This window comes from Aphanizomenon sp. CS-733/32 (assembly GCF_028330045.1).
Lineage (GTDB): Bacteria > Cyanobacteriota > Cyanobacteriia > Cyanobacteriales > Nostocaceae > Dolichospermum > Dolichospermum gracile.
This window is the reverse complement of the sequence record NZ_JAQMSE010000249.1, coordinates 1-21,138: the sequence shown is the minus strand read 5'-3', so window position 1 is coordinate 21,138 and position 21,138 is coordinate 1. Positions and strand designations below refer to the sequence as shown.

26 protein-coding genes are annotated in these 21,138 nt (G+C 36.9%); 15 read left to right on the top strand and 11 right to left on the bottom strand.

The window, feature by feature from the left end; all coding sequences use genetic code 11:
• Positions 1 to 135 precede the first annotated feature (135 nt).
• The 7 genes from PN471_RS22185 to PN471_RS22155 all read right to left on the bottom strand — a co-directional run bounded on the left by PN471_RS22185 (position 136) and on the right by PN471_RS22155 (position 6,561).
• Positions 136 to 1,659, bottom strand: a complete 1,524-nt coding sequence (locus PN471_RS22185; RefSeq protein ID WP_271778671.1) for a GUN4 domain-containing protein — start codon at positions 1,657 to 1,659, stop codon at positions 136 to 138.
• 36 nt (positions 1,660 to 1,695) lie between these two features.
• The gene (locus PN471_RS22180; protein ID WP_271778670.1) at positions 1,696 to 1,917 is read right to left on the bottom strand and encodes a hypothetical protein; all 222 of its coding nucleotides are present in this window, start codon (positions 1,915 to 1,917) and stop codon (positions 1,696 to 1,698) included.
• A gap of 137 nt (positions 1,918 to 2,054) precedes the next feature.
• Complete coding sequence (locus PN471_RS22175; RefSeq protein ID WP_271778669.1) at positions 2,055 to 3,515, bottom strand: S-layer homology domain-containing protein; 1,461 nt, start codon at positions 3,513 to 3,515, stop codon at positions 2,055 to 2,057.
• A gap of 206 nt (positions 3,516 to 3,721) precedes the next feature.
• Positions 3,722 to 4,249 carry a type II toxin-antitoxin system prevent-host-death family antitoxin gene (locus PN471_RS22170; RefSeq protein WP_271778668.1) on the bottom strand — a complete coding sequence of 176 codons (528 nt, stop codon included), beginning with the start codon at positions 4,247 to 4,249 and terminating at the stop codon, positions 3,722 to 3,724.
• A 109-nt stretch (positions 4,250 to 4,358) separates the two neighbouring features.
• Positions 4,359 to 5,336: a porphobilinogen synthase gene (gene hemB, locus PN471_RS22165; protein WP_193896300.1), complete on the bottom strand. Its 978-nt coding sequence runs from the start codon at positions 5,334 to 5,336 to the stop codon at positions 4,359 to 4,361.
• A gap of 404 nt (positions 5,337 to 5,740) precedes the next feature.
• Positions 5,741 to 6,100: a DUF4870 domain-containing protein gene (locus PN471_RS22160; RefSeq protein WP_193896298.1), complete on the bottom strand. Its 360-nt coding sequence runs from the start codon at positions 6,098 to 6,100 to the stop codon at positions 5,741 to 5,743.
• A 35-nt stretch (positions 6,101 to 6,135) separates the two neighbouring features.
• Positions 6,136 to 6,561, bottom strand: coding sequence for a Fur family transcriptional regulator (locus tag PN471_RS22155; RefSeq protein WP_193896296.1), 426 nt, complete (start codon positions 6,559 to 6,561; stop codon positions 6,136 to 6,138).
• Between the two features lie 214 nt (positions 6,562 to 6,775).
• On the opposite strand from PN471_RS22155, the gene PN471_RS22150 reads away from it, so the two are divergent.
• The 6 genes from PN471_RS22150 to PN471_RS22125 all read left to right on the top strand — a co-directional run bounded on the left by PN471_RS22150 (position 6,776) and on the right by PN471_RS22125 (position 11,341).
• Positions 6,776 to 7,348, top strand: a complete 573-nt coding sequence (locus tag PN471_RS22150; protein ID WP_096664884.1) for a peroxiredoxin — start codon at positions 6,776 to 6,778, stop codon at positions 7,346 to 7,348.
• A 251-nt stretch (positions 7,349 to 7,599) separates the two neighbouring features.
• On the top strand, positions 7,600 to 7,845 hold the full coding sequence (locus PN471_RS22145) for a hypothetical protein (RefSeq protein WP_271778667.1): 246 nt from the start codon (positions 7,600 to 7,602) through the stop codon (positions 7,843 to 7,845).
• Between the two features lie 474 nt (positions 7,846 to 8,319).
• Entirely contained in the window at positions 8,320 to 8,580 is a 261-nt protein-coding gene (locus PN471_RS22140; protein ID WP_193896290.1) for a hypothetical protein, read from the top strand.
• Positions 8,581 to 8,778: 198 nt separating this feature from the next.
• Positions 8,779 to 8,988 (top strand): hypothetical protein, encoded by a 210-nt coding sequence (locus PN471_RS22135; protein WP_193896288.1) that lies wholly within the window; start codon positions 8,779 to 8,781, stop codon positions 8,986 to 8,988.
• A gap of 94 nt (positions 8,989 to 9,082) precedes the next feature.
• A complete protein-coding gene (locus PN471_RS22130; protein ID WP_271778666.1) occupies positions 9,083 to 10,246 on the top strand; it encodes an aminoglycoside phosphotransferase family protein in 1,164 nt (387 codons plus the stop codon).
• Between the two features lie 15 nt (positions 10,247 to 10,261).
• Positions 10,262 to 11,341 (top strand): T3SS effector HopA1 family protein, encoded by a 1,080-nt coding sequence (locus PN471_RS22125; protein WP_271778665.1) that lies wholly within the window; start codon positions 10,262 to 10,264, stop codon positions 11,339 to 11,341.
• Positions 11,342 to 11,397: 56 nt separating this feature from the next.
• Here the strand turns inward: PN471_RS22125 and PN471_RS22120 are convergent, their stop codons facing one another.
• Positions 11,398 to 12,186, bottom strand: a complete 789-nt coding sequence (locus PN471_RS22120; protein ID WP_271778664.1) for a peptidylprolyl isomerase — start codon at positions 12,184 to 12,186, stop codon at positions 11,398 to 11,400.
• Between the two features lie 318 nt (positions 12,187 to 12,504).
• Entirely contained in the window at positions 12,505 to 14,091 is a 1,587-nt protein-coding gene (locus PN471_RS22115; protein ID WP_271778663.1) for a glucose-6-phosphate isomerase, read from the bottom strand.
• A gap of 182 nt (positions 14,092 to 14,273) precedes the next feature.
• Here PN471_RS22115 and PN471_RS22110 point away from each other — a divergent pair, with 182 nt between their 5' ends.
• The 8 genes from PN471_RS22110 (at position 14,274) to PN471_RS22075 (ending at position 19,633) form a co-directional block, all read left to right on the top strand.
• Positions 14,274 to 15,407 (top strand): branched-chain amino acid ABC transporter permease, encoded by a 1,134-nt coding sequence (locus tag PN471_RS22110; protein WP_271778662.1) that lies wholly within the window; start codon positions 14,274 to 14,276, stop codon positions 15,405 to 15,407.
• Between the two features lie 49 nt (positions 15,408 to 15,456).
• Entirely contained in the window at positions 15,457 to 16,062 is a 606-nt protein-coding gene (locus PN471_RS22105) for a hypothetical protein (protein WP_193896276.1), read from the top strand.
• A gap of 43 nt (positions 16,063 to 16,105) precedes the next feature.
• Positions 16,106 to 16,891 (top strand): ABC transporter ATP-binding protein, encoded by a 786-nt coding sequence (locus PN471_RS22100; RefSeq protein ID WP_193896274.1) that lies wholly within the window; start codon positions 16,106 to 16,108, stop codon positions 16,889 to 16,891.
• Positions 16,892 to 16,904: 13 nt separating this feature from the next.
• Complete coding sequence (locus PN471_RS22095; protein WP_148763401.1) at positions 16,905 to 17,135, top strand: type II toxin-antitoxin system HicA family toxin; 231 nt, start codon at positions 16,905 to 16,907, stop codon at positions 17,133 to 17,135.
• On the top strand, positions 17,128 to 17,352 hold the full coding sequence (locus tag PN471_RS22090; protein ID WP_168503418.1) for a type II toxin-antitoxin system HicB family antitoxin: 225 nt from the start codon (positions 17,128 to 17,130) through the stop codon (positions 17,350 to 17,352). Before PN471_RS22095 ends, PN471_RS22090 begins: the two co-directional genes overlap by 8 nt.
• A 412-nt stretch (positions 17,353 to 17,764) precedes the next feature.
• Entirely contained in the window at positions 17,765 to 17,995 is a 231-nt protein-coding gene (locus tag PN471_RS22085) for a type II toxin-antitoxin system HicA family toxin (RefSeq protein ID WP_271778661.1), read from the top strand.
• Entirely contained in the window at positions 17,992 to 18,216 is a 225-nt protein-coding gene (locus PN471_RS22080; protein WP_271778660.1) for a type II toxin-antitoxin system HicB family antitoxin, read from the top strand. Before PN471_RS22085 ends, PN471_RS22080 begins: the two co-directional genes overlap by 4 nt.
• Positions 18,217 to 18,274: 58 nt before the next feature.
• Complete coding sequence (locus tag PN471_RS22075; protein WP_271778659.1) at positions 18,275 to 19,633, top strand: GTP-binding protein; 1,359 nt, start codon at positions 18,275 to 18,277, stop codon at positions 19,631 to 19,633.
• Between the two features lie 205 nt (positions 19,634 to 19,838).
• Here the strand turns inward: PN471_RS22075 and PN471_RS22070 are convergent, their stop codons facing one another.
• A complete protein-coding gene (locus tag PN471_RS22070; RefSeq protein ID WP_027402973.1) occupies positions 19,839 to 20,120 on the bottom strand; it encodes a hypothetical protein in 282 nt (93 codons plus the stop codon).
• A gap of 257 nt (positions 20,121 to 20,377) precedes the next feature.
• Here PN471_RS22070 and PN471_RS22065 point away from each other — a divergent pair, with 257 nt between their 5' ends.
• Positions 20,378 to 20,638 carry a Calvin cycle protein CP12 gene (locus PN471_RS22065; RefSeq protein WP_168465661.1) on the top strand — a complete coding sequence of 87 codons (261 nt, stop codon included), beginning with the start codon at positions 20,378 to 20,380 and terminating at the stop codon, positions 20,636 to 20,638.
• A gap of 147 nt (positions 20,639 to 20,785) precedes the next feature.
• Here PN471_RS22065 and PN471_RS22060 read toward each other — a convergent pair.
• A partial coding sequence (locus PN471_RS22060; protein ID WP_271778658.1) for a hypothetical protein occupies positions 20,786 to 21,138 on the bottom strand: 353 nt, incomplete at its 5' end.

Here is a 21,138-nt window from a genome sequence, read left to right as displayed (position 1 = left end):
TCAACTTGTGTTGTCCTACATTTTTAAATTTTTTAAGGGGTGTCAGGTATCATAAACCCATAGACCCCAATACTTTGTGGAAAATCACCTGGTTATAATTCTTAATAACTTTCTGTAAGCCTTATATGTTAGACTTTAAAAGTCTCTACGCGAGAGAAGAACCCCACAAGCTTCTACACCATTCCATAATATAACTGAATGTGGAAGATGGGCACTCGGTGATTCTCTAACTGACCATAAGGGAGCATCCTTAACCCATTCTCCCCGTTTTTTCCATCCCACCTCCTCACAGAAAGCTTCCCATATTCTATCATTATATTCTCTAGTTCCACCTAATCTTTGATAAATCCGCTTCTGTACAGAGAACCCAAAGCGGCTATTGCTGTATTTCACCCATAATTGGTCTATAGTCCGCAGGTCTTCACAAGGAAATTTATCAATCTCTTCTATACTCAACCAGTTATCATTTTCGCTTTCAGCTACTGCTAACATGACTCGTCGTGTTTCTGCATCCGCTTCTTTCCAGTTCTTTGCAAAGAGTAAATCTTGTAATTTAGTATAATCCTGTCCTACTGCTGACTTGAGTTCTACTCCACGCATTGGTAAAGCCAGAGGAATGGGGGGAAAGTCAAGAACATTAACTGATTTTATGGAGTTTTTAGCAAACTGGATTGCTTGATCATTAACAGCTTCTAACTGATGTTCTAACTGGGCTTTTCCTGTTCTCAAAACAGCCTCATTTACCTGAGCAAATTGCTGGGGATTTAAAAGAATATATTCTACATCAGCAATTTGTTTAGCAATCTGCTGAGAGCGCTCCCAAAGACCTTGCAATACCCGTGTTCGCTTTTGCAAAGTCATCATATCGATCGCTTGCATTGCCGTAGGAAAGGATAGCAAATCGTGATAGGGTTTGCAAAGTACCTGCAAAATACTCGCCGATTTTCTCACCGAATCTGGAAAATTGATTGCATATTCTAGAGCATCTGCGGGAGTTGTCACCAGCGCCCCAGCACCACCTGTGCGATAACAACGAGCTTCAATTTGCACATTGCTATATTTTGCTAGATTGGCAAATCTAGACTTTATTTCAGCTTTAGCATCAATAGAAGTAACACTGCTATAGGAAATTTGGGCGCTCAGTTCCGCATCAATTTTTTCCTTAGTTTCCCTATCACTAGAAATAATCTCAATGGTACTAACAAATTCACCACCTGTAATTATTCCAGAGATATATTCATAACCCGCCCGCCGATAAAATTCATCTATTCCATTTTGATTGATAAACTTAATTATTCTGTCACTCAGATCAACAATTTTCAGGTTTTTCTCAATGTCACGGACTTTGACATACAGCACGGAAAAGGTAGAATATTCGTTAGATTTTTGGTTAAAATCACTCACAGCTTTAGCTTTCAAAGAACCACTGCCCTGAAACCAGGAAGCGTTCAGATTTGCCTCAAAATCAGTTCCTAAGACGCTACTCAGTTCAGCGCTAGATGTGACTCGTTTGAATAACAAATCGGCTGTTTGTCCAGTCTGCCCACCAGCGGGAACTAAGTCTCCATAATCCACATAGGTATCGTATATCTCACCTGTGAGGGGATTGTAGCCCATAGCCACATCCATGCCGGCACAATAATCTCTGATGATAGGCATAAAATTTGTAACCTGTGTGGTGATCAAGGTGAAGTATTACCAGTGTTGATCATAGCTGCGTCCACAACCTGAATTCTGACAAGTGCTGGCATTACCTTCATATTTTTGACAATAACAGCCACTATAGGAGCAACTTCCATAACCGCAACGCAGTTCTTCCAGCAGCGTTTTCTGCAAAATACTTGGGAATACTACAGTCGGTTTGCTCTTAATTACGGATTTCTGTACTGGGACTTGTTTATTTTTTGTGATCACCATATTCCACAACCTTGTAAAATTACGTTTACTTGTAATTATACCCAGAATGAACGCATCCTTAAATTCTATCCGTAATGTTCAGGTGTGTAGGGGCGGGGTTTCCCCGCCCTAAGTTGGGTTTCCTCAATCATATTGCTTTATTTTCCAGGTAAATCTGCCACTTCCCCAGCGCTCACCATTGCCTGATACAATAAAGCACAAACATCGGCTCTAGTGGCAACTTTTTTAGAATTTAGCAATTTTTTATTGGGATAATTAATAATTACATTATTTTCTGTTAAAGCAGCGATAAAATTACGATGTTCACTTCTAATACTAGAAGCATCACTATAAACTGAAAGGATATTTTCCGTTGAACCTGTAAATTTATAATTCAATCCTTTGGCTAAAGTTATTAAAACATCTAGACGATTCAGCTTTTGTGTGGGGTTAAAGTTTTTGCTGTTGAGAATAGTAAAAAAGCCCATTTCGTAAGTTTCCCGAATAGCATTATAAGCCCAATATTGCTTAGGAACATCTTTAAAATTAATTGCTTCTCGAACTTTAGTTTTAATAAAAACTTTTTGTAAAAGGGCGGCTAATTCGGCACGAGTTACTGGTGCATTGGGACGAAAAGTACCATCAGGAAATCCACCAATTACTTCCATTGCGGCTAATTCGGAAATATATTCCCTCGCCCAATAGTTTTTGGAAATATCAGAAAATGAGACTTGAATACCTTTTGCTACACCTATTTGGCGATATTCACTTAATAATTTGCCAAGTTCAAAAGTGGAGTTGGCACTAATTGGAGTCAACTTGACTAAACTACCAGGATTAGCTATTAAGGCTTTTGCTAAGGTAGAATCAAAGGCATTTATAGATTTACCCACTACAGCAAAATCACCTTCGCTAAAGGAGGTAGGATAAGCGCCAGTGGTGGCAACTTTGGCAAATCCTGCGGCTTGATATTGAACAATATTAATCTTTTCCGAACTATTCAAGAAAGTAACTTTTTGGTTATTAACTTCCGTGAAATAATCGTAGGCATTGGTATTATCAACAATGCTATCATTATTGACATCAAAACCATAAAAGGTGCGAACTACTTTGTTTTCTGTGGGATTAGCTGATAGAATCAAGTTAACAGCAGTATTTTCCGGCAAACACACAAATTCACTGTAACCAATAAAGCGATTATTAGTGTCATATAAGCGGATAACAATGCGATCGCCTAATTTAAACCCTTTAACAAACTTAGCCTTTTGCTTAATTTTATATTTATAGTCACCTAAAAACCTTTCTTGCCGATATTTATTACCATATTTACTCTTAATAGAAATCCGGGCAATTACTTCTTTGATTGTCCCCCCAGGTTGCCATATATAAAGCGTAAAAGCTGATTTCTTTTCTGGTGAAAAACTCGTATTCACGGGAATATCAATTGCTTCACCTTCAGATTGACTTACTAAAAGTTGCCTTTGTGGAGAATCACCTAATTTTGATGCAACAGGGGAAGAAAGTCTTGATACTGCTAATGCAGAAAATATTGGCGATAATGCTACAACAGAAACGGCTGCAACAACCAGCTTACTCCAACTTAAATTAATGGGATTCATAGTATTTTATCTTGCACCTGGCCAATGGACTAATGTTCTCTAGCTCAAAAATTTCTGATGCTAGTGAACCATACTGGTAACACAGGGCATTTTATATTACTTTTGTCAAAGAAGCAAAAAAGAGACGATTACCCATTACCAGTTTCAATGTGAATAAGCTGTTACACACGGCAGAACTCACAAAAAAATGTAATTATTAACACAGTTTAATTTGATGAATTTTGCGTAGGTAGCGGTAGAAAAACAGCAGGTGAAAGATGAAAAAACTCTGCTAACTCTTGGATTTGACTGACAGTGAGTTGGCTTTTTTCTGTTAAGATATCTGACACCATAGATTCTGTCTTAAACACAGGAATCAAATCTTTTTGATGAAAGCCATATTCTTCCATAAGAGCTTTGAGTAATTCTATTCCATAAATATCAGGAACAGGTTCTTTTGTTTGCTCGTATTCGTAAACTAAAGTACCAAGTAAATCAAGATAGTCTTGCTCATCTGGTGTTAATGGAGTATGGTCTAACAGAGAATCAATTACATTTTGAGTAGCAAGCAGTTCCTCATCAGATTTGATAGGTCTAGGAGGGAAAGTTTGTAATAATTTAATGTAGCATTCAGCGATAGAAATAATCACTGCAATTTGTTTACCTGCTTGGCTAATTTCGATTTGTTCACTTTGTTGAACTTCCTGAATCATTTTATTGAAGTTGACGGGAATTTGTTCAATTGAATATTGCATAAGACATAAAAAATTATCTTGTACTTTATCCAAAATACCAAAAATCTCACGCCTAAACACAAAAACCCTCTCCGCGCCTCTGCGCCTCTGCGTGAGATAATATTCTAACTTACAACCACCGAGCCGCATCCTTAGCGTGGTAAGTCAAAATCAAATCAGCACCAGCCCGTTTAAAACCAGTCAAGGTTTCCATAACAACACGCTGCTCATCAATCCAACCATTTAAAGCCGCAGCCTTCACCATTGCATATTCACCGGAAACATTGTAAGCCGCCACAGGTAAATTACTAGCTTCCTTAACGCGCCAGATAATATCCATATATGCCAAAGCTGGTTTAACCATCAGCATATCAGCACCTTCAGCAATATCTAACTCAATTTCTTTCAGTGCTTCCCTAGCGTTACCTGGGTCCATTTGGTAAGTGCGTCTATCCCCGAATTGTGGTGTTGAGTCCGCTGCATCTCTAAAAGGACCATAATAAGCCGAAGCATATTTAGCAGCATAAGACATAATGGGGATATCTTCAAATCCGGCTTCATCCAAACCGGCGCGAATTGCTTGCACAAAACCATCCATCATCCCTGAAGGTGCGATAATATCTGCACCGGCTTGAGCTTGGGAAACTGCGGTTTTCTTTAATAATTCTAAAGTTGGGTCATTTAAAACCCGTCCAGTTAAATCACCAACTTGTAAATAACCACAATGTCCATGACTTGTATATTCACATAAACAAGTATCAGCCATGACAATTAAATCAGGAACGGCATTTTTAACTGCGGTTGCTGCTTTTTGAACAATGCCACAATCATGCCATGCTCCGGTAGCATCTATGTCTTTATCTGCCGGAATTCCAAATAAGATAATTGCCGGAATTCCTAAGTCATAAACCTCTTTAGCTTCTTCAACAATCTTATCTACTGAAAGTTGATAAACACCGGGCATAGATTTAACTTCCTTGGCAATACCTTCTCCTGGCACGGCAAACAATGGATAAATCAAATCGTTAGTAGTTAAAACGGTTTCACGAACCATACGGCGTAATTGGGTATGGCTACGCAGACGACGAGGGCGATGTATAGGAAACATAAATTTTGATCACTGATTTGACGGATTTAATGATTTCACGGAATGAAGGATTGTATTCGTAAATAAAGGAGTTTAAATTCCTTTTTAAACGCGAATAGTGTGCGGTAGGCAAACTGTTTTTTCACTGAATGAAACAAAAAAGAATGCAATGGACACAGAATAAAGCGTCACAAAAGCGGGTTTCTAGCTTGCTCTATTCAGACAAACTACAAGCAGTGCTTTAACTGTCTTTTGCCCTACTGTTGATGAAGCTGTGGGGCAATTTTATATTTTACAACTTGATAGACATTTGCTTATAACAAATTTGCAAAAAACAATCTTAAAAAATTATGCAATTAATTTTGGTAAGTTGTTTAATCAAAAGTCTATGATTAATTAAATTACCATATTTTCCCAGATTTGATCTAAAGAACGCGAAAAATAAACGGATAACGACAAGGTTGATCAGGATTACTAAAAACACCAATTAGCGCCCAAATTGTCAATCCCCAGTGCAGGATATAACCTAAACCTGCGAGTGGAAAGAGGATGAATAATGGTATAATCAACCAACCAATCAGAAAAAACAATGTTCCTAGAATTGTTCCATATAACCAAACGTTAAAATGGAAATTGATAGATTCTTTGGCATTGTCTTTGACGACAGGATCATCTGATACAAATAGTATGGCTATGGGTAGACCAATGGAGACAATGGTGGTGCTAAAAAAAATTGCTCCATGACACAATGCTGATAATAATTTACGTTTATCGCTGTCGTACATTGTTTGCTCCTATGCAATTCTAGTTAATTATTATATCAAACATCAGCGCTGCAAGCATCGCATACTCCCTCAACTGTCACTTCATACCGTTCTACTTTCAACCCCTGTCGTAGTTGACTCAGATCAATATTCGGGAAAGTATTCCAGTTGATGTCTTCAATAGCACCACAGCAGTTACAACGAAAATGATGATGGGGGGCAATGTTAGCATCATAACGGGAGACACCTTGTTCTAGTAGCACCTCTCGCACCAAACCCGCCTCACGCAGCGCCTGGAGTGCCGCATATACGGTGGCTTGAGAAGAAGTGGGTGCTTCTTGGTTCAAATCTCTCAGAATTTGATCAACTGTCGGGTGATCTTCTCTTGCTAAGAGGTTGGCATAAACGCCAAATCTCTGAGGTGTAACTCGCAACCCTCTATTTTTAAGGGTTTTGATAATATCATTAGCTTTTTGCTGCATAGAATTTACTTAGCTATATAAAGATATAAACTCCTATTATAACTTTTCCATTTTAGGAACTAAACTTTTTTATAAAATACATTATAAAATAAGTATTTATGACTATTGACTAATTCCTAAATCAGAATTATTCTGATTTACAAGATGAGCTACTAATGCCCTAAGCAAAAGCAGCAACACGAGTTAAGATCTTCCATCTAAAAAAGAGGTATTTATGACTGCTATTACTCACGTTCCAAATGTAGTATTCAAGACTCGTGTGCGGGATGAATCTATCGGTGGACCCAATCCTTACACTTGGAAAGATGTCACCACACAAGAAATTTTTGCTGGTAAGAAAGTAGTATTATTTGCTCTCCCTGGTGCTTTCACTCCTACCTGTTCTTCTACACATTTGCCTCGCTATGAAGAACTATTTGAGGAATTCAAAGCGCAAGGTGTTGATCAAATCATTTGTTTGTCAGTTAATGACGCATTTGTAATGTTCCAATGGGGTAAACAACAAGGCGCTAAAAATGTTTTCTTGTTACCAGATGGTAGCGGAGAATTTAGCCGCAAAATGGGAATGTTAGTTGATAAATCTAACATCGGTTTTGGTATGCGTTCTTGGCGTTATGCAATGGTTGTGAATAACGGCGAAATTGAAAAAATGTTCATTGAACCTGGTTTTGAAGATAACTGTGGTAGTGACCCCTTTGAAGTATCTGATGCTGATACCGTTCTTGCTTACCTCAAAGGTGTAGAACGTCCTGCTGCGATCGCACCCCGTTTAGCTTTTGTTGGTTAATTACTAAAGCTAGAAAAAAATTTCCACCTTTTGACAGAGGTTGATAGTTTTGAATTCATCTAAGGCAAGGGAAGTTACTTTTAGGAAACTTCCTTTGCTTTTTCGTTTTCATAGACAAAATACTCTTATTTTCGTCTAATAAATTAGTTTCAAATCATTTATTTTGTCAGATACTATTCCAAAATATAAGAGCAGGATAAATTTTTAGCCTGATTCCATGCAAATGGAGTATTCAAGGAGGTGTATTAATAGTGAAAATCACAATTTCTGAATTAGAACTGAGGATTTCAGAACCGATTCTGGATGAACTGACACCTTGGGAAATGAAGACTCTTAAAGGTGGTTACACGATGAGAAAAGACAGAAGAAATCCGCCAATAACCACTAATACAACTGATCTTGCATCACTATTAAAGGAACTAGACAGTAGTATGGAACAGTGGAAAACCAGTCTCAAGGATACAACAGATAGTTTGAGAACCAAGTTTGATTTTTAATATCTGTTGTGGGAAAATTCAATATGTTACTGATTTTCGTGTGTTTTCAGATTTAATAACCTGAAGATTCACGATTTTTTTATTTGGTAGTAAAACGGGCGGTTAGAATGTCATCAAACCCGGAACAAGAACCCCACCCCCAACCCCTCCCCGCAAGCGATGAGGGGAGCTAAGATTTACCTTATACGCTGTATTGAGGAAGGTGCGTCAGATAAAGGAAATCTGTTTTTTATTAAATTATCGGGTCTGACGCACCCTACAGGAGATAAAATCTATATTTCATATTTAGAAACCTTGGTCAATTTGTAAGCTTTATAAAAGACCGAATTTAGATATTTGTGTCTTTTTTACTAGGTTCGAAGCCTTGATTTTTCTATTTTTAATGAATAAAAATAGTTGTAACGGTTAAGGAAACACAAACTTAACTGATGCACGAATTTTATTTACAAAAGACAAGTTTTCTTGGAGGAAATTATGGCAAGTATTACTCTTTCTCAATTAAATGTAACTGGTTCTGAATTATTCCAAGACTCTGAAAGCTATCTAAATGATTTGAATGATGCAGCTTCTGTATCAATAAACGGTGGTGGTAGTGATTTCAGCGGTTTTAGTGCTTATGGTGACTTTGGTGTTAAATATCTAGAATACTTGGTTGATGGATATGCGATCGCTAGTATTAAGTATATCGCTAAATCCTTCAGCAATGATTCCCACTTTGGTGGCTACGGCTACTAATTACTTGGCTTTGTAGTTAGTTGACTACAAAGCCATATACAACCGTCCAGGGTGAAAAAGTAACAACAAATCTATGTTATTGACATCAGATTGGTTACTAATAATCCTGGATAGTTAATAAAATTGGATCTGATATTCAAACTGGTGGGGTACATAAATATTGCAGACATAAAAATTTAACTTTTGTAGAGTGAAGAAATGGCTAATGTGACAATTTCTGATCTACATAATGCTCATGGAAAAAAGTTCATTATTAATCTAGATGATATGGATTCTATATCTATCTTTGGTGGTGAATATAATGATGTTCACCAAATACTTAATTATGGTGTGAAGGCGTTGGAATTTTTCCTGGCTATCTATGCTATAGATACTATCTCATTATTAACAAGGACATTTAAAAAATAAGTAATTTGCCATTTATTAAGTCAATCATTTACCTAAATCTATAAATTCGCTAAACAATAGGGATTTATTGCACATATTATTATCATTTGAAATCATGCCATTTCTCATAAGTTCTAGTAATGTTTTCAACTACCTGATTGAAAACAAAATTTGTCAGCCAGAAGAGCAGTCATTAAGTAAAATAGAACTTAAATCTGCTAAAAACTTTAATTTATTAATTAGTTTATCAGATGGTCATCAACTCTTAGTAAAACAAGAGCGTTATGATCGAAATGGCAAAACTTTAGGTGAATTTATAGATGAGTGGAAAGTTCATGATTTTTGCCAAAAATTTCCAGAAACAAGTCATTTACGAGCATCTTTATCAGAAGTAATTCATTTTGATTTAGAAAACTCTATTATCGTTTTCAATTATCTCAATAACTATCAAGATTTGGCGGAATTTTACGCCAAAAATCAGGATTTTTCTCCTGAGATTGCTCAATCAGTTGGTACGACGATTGCAGCCATTCATAGCCTGACAATAAACAACCAAAGCTACCAAAATTTCTTGGGAAATTCTCTAAAATTTCAAAATATTACCAAAGGATTAGATAGAATTACACCACAAATATTTGGACAACTTCCCGCTGATGGTTTAAAGTTTTTTGCTCTCTATCAACGTTATGATAATTTAGGAAAAGCAATTGCACAATTAAATCAGGCTTTTACTCCCTGTTGTCTAACTCATAATGATCTCAAACTCAATAATATTCTTGTATCTTTGAACTGGGAAACAGAAATAGAAGATAAATTACCTGAAAATAAAAATATCATCCGACTAATTGATTGGGAAAGATGTAATTGGGGAGATCCTGCTAATGATTTAGGGACAATAATCGCTAGTTATCTACAAATTTGGTTGTATAGCATAGTCTCTAGTAAAACTATACCAATTGAGGAGTGTTTGCGTTTAGCTGCTATTCCCTTATCAATGATTCAACCTTCTTTATCTACATTAGTTACAGCTTATTTAACTACTTTTCCAGAAATTTTAGAACTGCGTCCAGATTTCTTACAATTAGTCATGCAATTTAGCGGTTTAGCTTTAATTAGAGCTATTCAAGCTAGACTTCAACATGAAAAAACTTTTGATAATTCAGGTATTTGTATTCTCCAAGTTGCTAAGAGTTTATTATGTCGTCCTCAAGCATCTATTCCGACAATTTTGGGAATGGAATTGTCAACAATAACTGCTAAAAATTTATCTCTTGTTTAGAGAAGGAAAGATTATATGCAAGTATTAGATTCTGTTTACAGTCAACTTTTTCAACTTCCAAAAGAATTACAAACTGCGCTAAAGAATATTGTTGATTATTTGGAAATTGAGTCATTTTATGCTATTAAGCATCCAACTTACAAATTATTAGAATTGCCAGAATCAGTAATCGCTCGGTTTAAGAATTTATCCTTAGATATTCAAACAAAACATTTGAGTATCCAATTGCGTAATTTTCTTTATAGTGCTTATTACAATGGTTCTTGGGATAACTCCCCTAGTGCTGATACTCAAATAAATAATCTTAGTAATAATAGCCTATTTGGTATGGATTTGGCGTTTTATGAAAGACTACATACAAGTAATACAGGTGGAGGTTATTGGAGTCATAATTGGTTGGTAGTTGAAGAAGAAGATGATTGTTTAGCAGTACAGAAAAATGGTTTAACTTTGCATATTGAGCGGGATTTATATTTATCAGAACTAGATAAATCGGCTCATGTTGGTAATTTAGTGGCGATTAAAATGCCTAAAAATCTAGTCCAAAATGGGTTTTATATGGCAGTATCTAATCTAGGGACTCAAGGTAATCAAGATATTGTCAGAATCTACTTTAATGTATCCCCAGAAGGAGCAGTATCAGTGATGGAGAATGTGACTAAGGAATTCAATAATATGCAAGTTCCTTTCTCTTTTAAAGCTCTATATAATCCTGATCAATATAGACGTTATGATTCAGCAGTGCTGTATTTCAATAAACATGAATATAAAACTATTTACCCGATTTTACAAAAGATATATTTAGAAAATCAAGATAGTTTCTCTCAACAAGTACCGTTATTTACCAAGCAATTAGCACCGGGGTTAGGTTGTGCTGAAGAACCAACCAATAAACTGGGAGATAAAGAAAGTTTTGGGACTAATCGTTGTCAAATAATTGCTAATGGTTTAATTGCTGCTTGGCAAGTTGGGAATAATCATCCTAACAGTCGAATAACAGCTATTTTAGAACAATTTGCATTGCACAAAATTAATTTACAATATCCTTATCTTAATCCCGATTCAAAAGATATTTATACTACTTTAGATGGATGATACTCACTCAGATCTCCGACTTCTTAAAGAAGTCGGGGATCTAACTCTTTTCAATTTTAACTAGCTTCACTAAACATTTCTATTGGGGAAGGATAAGAATTTATTTGATCATCTAATATGGCGACAATTTCTAATTGATTAATTTGCTCTTTTAACCAATTAGTAAATAAATCTCCGAGAATAGCTACGCGCATTTTTTCATTCAATTCGGGGGCAATAATTTCTTCAACTATAATGATATGGACTCCTTTGGGTGTAATCACTGGTTTAATAATTTCTGGGGGATTAGCCGCAAAAACTGCGGCAGCAATTTCTGGTCTAAAATCACTACGTTTGCGGATACCTTGATATCCTCCAGCGCGACGAATTTCGGGATTTTCGATATATTGACGAGCTACTTCTTGAAAACTAATTTCTCCTTCTTGGAGAGCATAAAATATTTCTAAAGCTAGGTCTTCATCATCTAATATTACTTCATAGGTAACTGCTCCGCTATAATCAAGTTGGTGAGCATAAAAGAATGGTTCAACTTTCTCGGCAAATAAATGATGAGCTAGTTTTGCTGACAGGAGATTGATGTTGGCGATTTCTTCAAAGTTATCTAAGGTAAGATAATGTTTTTGTAGCCATTCCCAGGTGTCTTCTGCTTTAATCAGGTTGTTAACTAATCGTAAACTATCTGCGGTTTGTTGTAATTCTGCTATTTCGATGGTAATGCCTTCCTTTCGGGCAGTTTCTGTAATAATTTTTCTGGAGGCGATCGCTTCTAGTAAACTAGGGATTTGACAGGATATTTTTAGATGATAAATAATATCTTCTGGGGATATTTTTACAATATTGGACATGATTTAATCTCCTTGATTTACTAATTTTATTAAAAATTATTTTGAAAAAATAATATTTCAAGAATAATTAACCGCAGATCAACGCAGATAAAGATGGATAAATTAATGGATTTAATAATTTTGTGCTGACTCCTGACTCCTGCTATGGCGTATCTATCATATTTACCTGATATGTTATTTTCTTATCTCTATCTAATGGTAGTTTTAATATTTTTGATAATTTATAGCCACAAAATTTGAAAATAAAAACCAAAAAACAAGATCCCCGATTTCTTTAAGAAGTCGGGGATCTAAATTGAAGTCGGGGATCTGAAATTTCTAACCGAGAGAAACAGTTAAGCTTCCAGGTTTAGCAAAATCACCAGTTAATACTATACCCCGATTATTGGTATGTAAATGACGGAGAATTTTGTAAATTGCTTCCACTTCTTCAACAGCACCGGACATCTCTGCCAGTTCAGAAATAGAAAGTGCTTTTTTCTGGGTTTGTAACACTTCTAAAACTCGTTTTTGTAAATCTAGAATCACAGCGGCAGCTTTTTTACCAGCTTCCACACCTGGTTGATGATAAGCATTGACATTTACTAAACTGGCGTATAAACCCACAGCCCGTTCATACAATGCAATTAATGCGCCAACCATGCGAGCATTAACTTGAGGAATGCTGACTGTAATCGAATCGCGGTTATTCTCATACAATGCTTGCCGAGTTCCCAACAAGAAACCACAGAGATAATCACCAGAAGTGACTCCAGGATCAACTTCTACGGATTTTCCTTGACGATCTTCTAAAACTTCAATTAAGGTGGCAAAGAAATTGGGGACACCTTCGCGCAACTGTTGCACATAAGCGTGTTGATCAGTTGAACCTTTGTTGCCATAAACTGCAATCCCTTGAAATACAGTTTTCCCATCTAAATCTTTTTCTTTACCCAAGGATTCCATGATCAGTTGTTGCAAATAGCGGCTAAATAGCAACAGACTGTCTTTGTAGGGGAGGACCACCATATCTTTTTCACCTTTGCCATTTCCAGAGAAATACCAAGCAAGGGCTAATAAAGCGGCTGGGTTGTTTTTGAGATTGGGGACGCGGGTGGCATCATCCATTTCTTTTGCCCCGGACAGCATGGCACGGATATCTATGCCCTGTAATGCCGCAGGTACTAGCCCGACAGCGGACATTTGTGAGGTACGTCCACCAACCCAATCGTACATGGAAAACCGGGCTAACCAATTTTCAGCTTTGGCGACTTTATCCAGGTTGCTATCTTGTCCGGTAATCGCAACTGCATATTTAGCAAAGTCTAATTTTTGATCTGTGTAGGCTTGTTTAACCTCAATCATGCCGTTGCGAGGTTCGGGTGTGCCTCCAGATTTGGAAATGACTAATACCAAGGTTGTGGCTAGTTTATCGCCAAGTTGGGCAAGAACCCGATCAATTCCGGTGGGGTCGGAATTGTCTATAAAGTGAATTTGTAGGGGTGGTAGGTCGGGAGACAGGGCTTGGGCGACAAATTGCGGACCCAAGGCTGAACCACCAATACCAATGGAAATGATATCTGTGAAGCGACATTCCTTGGGGGGATGAATTGCCCCGGTGTGTACCTGGTCGGCAAAAGCTTCGATTTGTTCTAAGGCTTGAACTATTTCTTGGGTGAGTTCGGGGGTGGGCGCTAGGTCTGGATTCCGCAACCAGTAATGTCCTACCATGCGGTTTTCGTCGGGATTGGCGATCGCCCCCTTTTCTAATTCCACCATATCCGCAAACGCTTTGTCAAATTTAGGTTGTAACGATGCCACAAACCCATCATCAAACCTCATTCGACTAATATCTAGATATAGTCCTAATCCTGGATGAAAATACAACCAGTCCTGGTATCGTTGCCAAAGTACCCTAGAATCCATAGGGAAATCTCAAATAAAGTGTTGGTCAAACACAAGTTTAATGTATGCTTTTGGCGATCCCTGCTTTGTCTTATACAGTTTTTAATAGAATAACGGATATAGGGGGGTTTCAGTTTACATTGCGTTACATTAACGGCTGATAACTGACAACTCAAACATGACAAATGACAAGTAACTAAATTATGATCGAATACCTGATTTTTCTCGCCATTTCTACCGCCACCTTCGCCCTGTTCGGACTAGGACTCAATCTCCAATGGGGTTTTACTGGTTTAATTAACTTTGGTCATATTGCTTTCATGACTTTGGGTGCGTATACTACGGTTTTATTAAGTCTTAAAGGCGTACCGTTACTGCCATCGGCAGGAATTGGGTCTATTGTTGCTGCCATGCTTGGTTTAGTAATTGGCTTTGCAACTTTGCGGTTACGCGAAGATTATCTTTCAATTGTCACCATTGGTACAGGTGAATTAATTCGATTAATAGTCAATAATCAGGATTTGCCTGTAGGTAATACGTGGATATCGGGATCTTTCGGTGTGCAAAGTTATGTGATCCCATTATCAACAACTCCCAATTTGTTTTTCCGCTGGATGATGATTGGGGTATTAACTTTATTAACAGGAATCACATTATTTTCTCTATGGCGTTGGCTGCGAACTGCTCAAATTTCTGCAAGTAATAATCCAGTCAGAAATAGTAGTCTTAAACAAGAATTTACCTCTCGGTTAATAGTCGGAATTGCTTTAGGGTTATTAGCTGTTGCAATTTATATTTCTGGTGTGATTGGACTCTATAATTATAATCCCAAAGCCGGGTTAATGTTGTTCATATTGTTAATTTTAGCTTTTGTCTTTTGGCGGTTAGAAATTTTAGTGCGATCGCCTTGGGGAAGGGTGCTAAAATCTATTCGTGAAGATGAAGAAGTTCCCAAAGCATTAGGCAAAAACGTTTTTTCCTATAAACTCCAATCATTAATGTTAGGTGGGGCGATCGCGGGGATTGCTGGAGCATTTTTTGCTTGGCAACTAGGCGCAATTTACCCCGATAACTTCCAACCCCAACTCACCTTTGATGCCTGGATTATGGTGATTTTAGGTGGTTCTGGTAACAATCTGGGAACTATTTTAGGCGCAGTTATTTTCTTTACTTATGATGCCATCACTAGAGAATTTTTACCCAAAATTGTTCCCCTAGATGTAGAACGGATTGGTGCATTTCGGATCATGTTTATTGGGTTACTGTTAATGGTATTGATGATTTGGCGACCTCAAGGTATTTTAGGGAAAAAGGAGGAACTGACTCTTGGTAAATAATTGGTCATTTGTGATTAAAAATATCAGCAGTTTTTAAGAGGTAAATTAAATGGCTTATAGCGATTTTAAGCTACAGGAAGTAGTGAGAAAATTTGGATTAACTATTAACGAAAAAGTAGATTTATTTGCTGACACACCAGAAAGAGAAGCCAGTGCAATTTTAGATACTGTTCTCAAAACCAATGTTCCTTTAGCCTTAGCAATTAATACTGAAAAAGCTCGCTCAGAAATGATTATTGCACCAGTTTTAATTGAAATCAAGAATATTTTTACCGAAGAAATTAGTTTGTTCTCAGGTGTTGATTTTAATGTTGATCCAGAACAGGGTTTAAATGGAGTTTGTGACTTTATAATTAGTAAATCACCAGAACAACTATTTATTACTTCTCCTATTATCACTATCGTTGAAGCAAAAAATGAAAATATTAAAGTTGGATTAGGTCAATGTATCGCCGAAATGATCGCTGCACAACTATTTAATCAAAAGGAGGGTCATTATCTGGATTTGATTTATGGTATTGTAACAACAGGGAATATGTGGAAATTTTTGAAACTGCAAGATCAAGTAGTTTACATTGACTTTAGTGAATATTATATTAAAGATATCAAAAAAATATTAGGTATCTTGTCTGCATCAGTTCATTGTAATAATTAAAAGTTAACAAAAAACTAAAAATGAAGTTGAGAAGAAAATTATAATGGTAAATAATATCGAATCACCCCAACTACCTCTTTTAGCTGCAACTGGACTTTGTAAAAATTTTGGCGGAATTAAAGCAGTTCAAGAAGCTAATATTGAAGTGATCAAGGGTAGCATTACTGGGTTAATTGGTCCCAATGGGGCTGGGAAAACTACTTTATTTAATTTACTCTCTAATTTTATTCATCCCGATAAAGGTAGAGTGATTTTTGATGGTGAACCTATTCATCAATTACAACCATACCAAATTGCCCAACAGGGATTAGTGAGAACCTTTCAAGTTGCCCGGGTTTTATCGAAGTTATCAGTATTAGAGAATATGCTGTTGGGGGCGCAAAAACAAACCGGTGAGAACTTTTGGCAAGTGCAATTTCAACCCCAGATTGTTGCCAAGGAAGAAAAGCAACTAAAAGAACGAGCAATGTTTTTGTTAGAATCTGTAGGCTTAGAAAAAAAAGCCGCTGATTATGCCGGTGGTTTATCTGGGGGACAGCGGAAACTTTTAGAAATCGGTCGGGCATTGATGACTAATCCTAAGTTAATATTGCTAGATGAACCTGCTGCTGGCGTAAATCCCAGATTAATTGATGAGATATGCGATCGCATTCTAGCCTGGAATCGTCACGACGGCATGACATTTTTGATTATTGAACATAACATGGACGTAATTATGTCCTTATGCGATCGAGTTTGGGTATTAGCTGAAGGACAAAATCTAGCCGTTGGTAGTCCCACAGAAATCCAAAATAATACCAAAGTTTTAGAAGCATATTTAGGACAATGATATTATATTAGATATGCCCAAAAAAATTAGAGAACTGAAAAATTTATTACTGCAATCAGGTTTTACTTGTCGGACTGGAAAAGGTAGTCATACTAACTGGTATCATCCTTTATTATCTGGACGAGTTACTATATCAGGTAAAGACGGAAAAGATGCAAAAGAATACCAAGAGAAAGATGTTAGTAACGCCATCAAAAGAATAGAAGAAATAAAAAAAGCTCAAGAGGAAGCACAAAATGAATAATCATTACACAATCATTATTCAATGGTCAGAAGAAGATAAATGCTTTGTGGTAAGTCTTCCTGAATGGGGAGAATTTTGTCATACTCATGGAGACACTTATGAAGAGGCTTTAAAAAATGCCCAAGAAGTTTTAGAAATGCTGATTTCATCTTATTTAGAAGACGGACAACCAATACCCGAACCGCAAATTGTCGGCAAGTCATTAACAGCAGCTTAATTGTAAGAATTAGGCAAGAGTAATTTTGATGGTGAACTTATTCACAATTTGCAATCAGACTATAGCGGTTATCGCTAGGATGCAATATAATCGAGGGCGCAGACCCTGCGCCCCTACAGATTTTGCGATTGGCTGACTCTAAGTAGGTGAACACAATAAAACCAAACTGTGTAAAGAAACGTAAAATCGCCCAAACCCTCTTCACTCTTGCCTCTTGCCTCTGGTTACTGAGCGAAGTCGAAGTATTGCCTTTTGCCTTGCCATAACGACAATTTTCAACGCCAACCTACTTATCTCACTCAAGTGCATACCGCTATAAGTCCTGAGACAAGGTGTAATTGATAATTTTCAAGCATTCAAAATAATACCAAAGTTTTAGAAGCATATTTGGGACAATAACGTTATATTAGATATGCCCAAAAAAATTAGAGAACTGAAAAATTTATTACTGCAATCCGGTTTTACATATAAACCAGCAAAGGGAAGTCATAGTAAATGGATGCATCCAAAATTATCTAAATCTATTATCATTGCTGGTAAAGATGGTAGTGATGCTAAACAATATTTAGAGAAGCAAGTTAATGAAGCAATAGCCGAATTAAATAAAATAGAAACAGAAGAAAAGGAGGAATCAAAGGAATGAAATATACAATTATTATTCAATGGTCAAATGAAGATAAATGTTATGTAGTTTCATTACCAGATTTTACAGATATTATGCAGCCTTGTACTCATGGAGACACTTATGAAGAGGCTTTAAAAAATGCCCAAGAAGTTTTAGAAATGCTGATTTCATCTTATTTAGAAGACGGACAACCAATACCCGAACCGCAAATTATCGGCAAGTCATTAACAGCAGCTTAATTAGATACCCGACTTCTTTAAGAAGTCGGGTATCTGAAAATACAGAATCCAGAATCCTATGAATCGTAACCTACAAGAAACTCATTTAAACCGCGCCCGTGCTAGTCTTAGACAAGCATTATCTTGGTATGGATATCTCCGTAAATCGGGACAAATGGCAGCAAATCCAGAATTAGCAAGGTTGCTAAAACCAGAAATAGAAACTTTAAATGCCACACTCAATAAATTAGATGCCAATGTCATCAGAATTGCGGCTTTTGGTTTAGTCAGTCGGGGAAAATCAGCAGTATTAAATTCTTTATTGGGAGAAAAAATTCTGCAAACCGGACCCCTAAATGGTGTCACTCAATCACCACGTTCTGTACCTTGGAAACCCGGAGATAAGGTATTAGTCGAATTAATTGATACTCCCGGTTTAGATGAAATTGCCGGAGATTCACGGGCGCAAATGGCACGAGACGTAGCGCGTCAAGCTGATTTAATTTTGTTCGTGGTTTCTGGGGATATTACGAGAACTGAATATCAGGGATTATTAGAATTACGTCAAGCCCAAAAACCTTTAATTTTGGTATTTAATAAAATTGATTTATATCCCGATACAGATAAAAATGCAATTTATAAAAATCTTCAACAATTAGGGGCAGGAAATACCCAAAATCAGCCATTGTTACCCGATGAAATTGTCATGATATCGGCTGAACCTGCACCAATGGAAGTGAGAGTAGAATATCCAGATGGAAGCATCACCTCTGAATGGGAAACACCACCACCGCAAGTAGATGAATTAAAGCAAACAATCTTAAATATATTAAATCGAGAAGGACGATCTCTTTTAGCTTTAAATGCACTCATTCAAGCTAGAGAATCCGAAGAAAATATCGCCCAAAAAACCGTTCATATCCGCGAAAAAGAAGCACAAGATATTATTTGGAGGTTTAGCCAATATAAAGCCCTAGCCATTGGTTTAAATCCTATTGCTTTCTTAGATATAATAGGTGGTTTAATTACCGATTTAGCCTTAATTCGGGCATTAGCTAAATTGTATGGTTTACCCATGACTGGCTATGAAGCCAGTGAATTATTAAAAACAATTTTATTTAGTTCTGGTGGTTTATTATTAAGTGAAATTGGCAGTAGTTTTATATTAGGCTTAGGTAAAAGTGCCGCAGCGATCGCCAGTGGTGATAATCCCTTTAATATTACTACTTTTTTCGGGAGTGCGATAGCCCAAGGTGGAATTGCCGGTTATGGTGCTTATACAGTCGGTAAAGCCGCCCAGTTATATCTAGAAAAAGGCTGTACTTGGGGACAATTGGGCGCTAACACCGTCATTCAGGAAATTTTGTCACAAGTTGATAAAAATACTATTTTGTATCGTTTACAGCAAGAATTAGGCGGTACTTTTGGTGAGTTTTGAGAGATTGAATCTAAGAGGGTGTTTGAAAAGTTTTGAATGTATAAATTGACCCCTCTCCAAACCTCTCCCCGACGCGGGGAGAGGCTTTGAAAACCCCATTCCCTGGTAGGGAAGGGGGGCAGGGGGGTTAGGTTTTTGGAGATTATGGGTTTCATCTGATACTTTTCAAACAACCTCTTAGCAAATTTTTCCATAAGCATAAATTCTATAAATCCTTCCAAGCTTCGTCTTCTTCTGGTTCAAGCCAAACTTTATTGAGTGATGATTCACTTAACTCAAGAAAATCTTTTACTAAAATTTCCAAATCATCTACATTACTAACTTGCAAATTTTGAATCTTTTCAAGTGGTAGATTAGTTAGTTTAGCTACTAGAGATAAATCAATACCTTCTTGTAGCATATTGAGTGCAACTTGAGTTAAACCTTCTTGTAACCCTTGTTCCCAGGCTTCACGTAAAGATTGAGATTGAAGTGCTAATTCACGCATAATTATAAGTTACAGATACTCTGTTTAAATTATAACTAAAATATTTGGATTATTTAATAATTTAGCATTGCTAAAACTTCATTAGTGAATAATTAAGCCATGATTATATCATCATAGAATCAAAAAGTATATAAATTAACTAAAAATAATTATTGGAATTGTTACTCTGAAAAAGAGTTTACCAATTATGAGTAATTCTCTTCATTAGCAATCCTTAAAATTCCTAATTAACCTTTATTTTCGTCAACAAAGGTAACATGATCATGGTATCCCTAAACGAAGTTATCAATGGTAAAAAACCCATTGAAGCAGCAATTCTTGAAGCCATTACAGAAGCGCGGACAACCTGTACAGAAAATGGTAATAATTCCGCTAATTGTGCAGTAGCTTGGGATATTGTCGAAGAATTACAAGCAGAAAAAGCCCATCAAAAACAAGCAAAACACCGCAAAACAGCCTTAGAAACCTATTGCGAAATGTATCCAGATGCGTTGGAGTGTTTGATTTACGATCTTTGATTTAGATTGAGATCAAGAAGAATGTAGAGACGAGAATCCCTACCCATGGAACGTCTCTACATTGGTTTGAGATCACACATATTTAATTTTCACCAGATATTTAGTCAAGAGTAAAAGTAAGAGATTCAAGTACATATATAAAACCCCCTATTCTACAGCCCCCAACGCCTTCAAAGTTAAGATTTCCGCACGGCTTAACCCCTTCACCCCCTGAATCTTCAACCCTGCATATAACCTATGGTCAAAGGTGGCGATACATTCCCCAGACTGGACATCCCACAGTTTCACCGTTTTATCATCACTACCACTAGCCAAGGTCAGACTATCTCCACTCCAGGCTACTGAGTTAACCAGACTGCTATGACCCTCTAGGGTTCGCACACAGTCCCCAGTCTGGACATCCCACAGTTTCACCGTTTTATCATCACTACCACTAGCCAAGGTCAGACTATCTCCACTCCAGGCTACTGACCTAACCAGACTGCTATGACCCTCTAGGG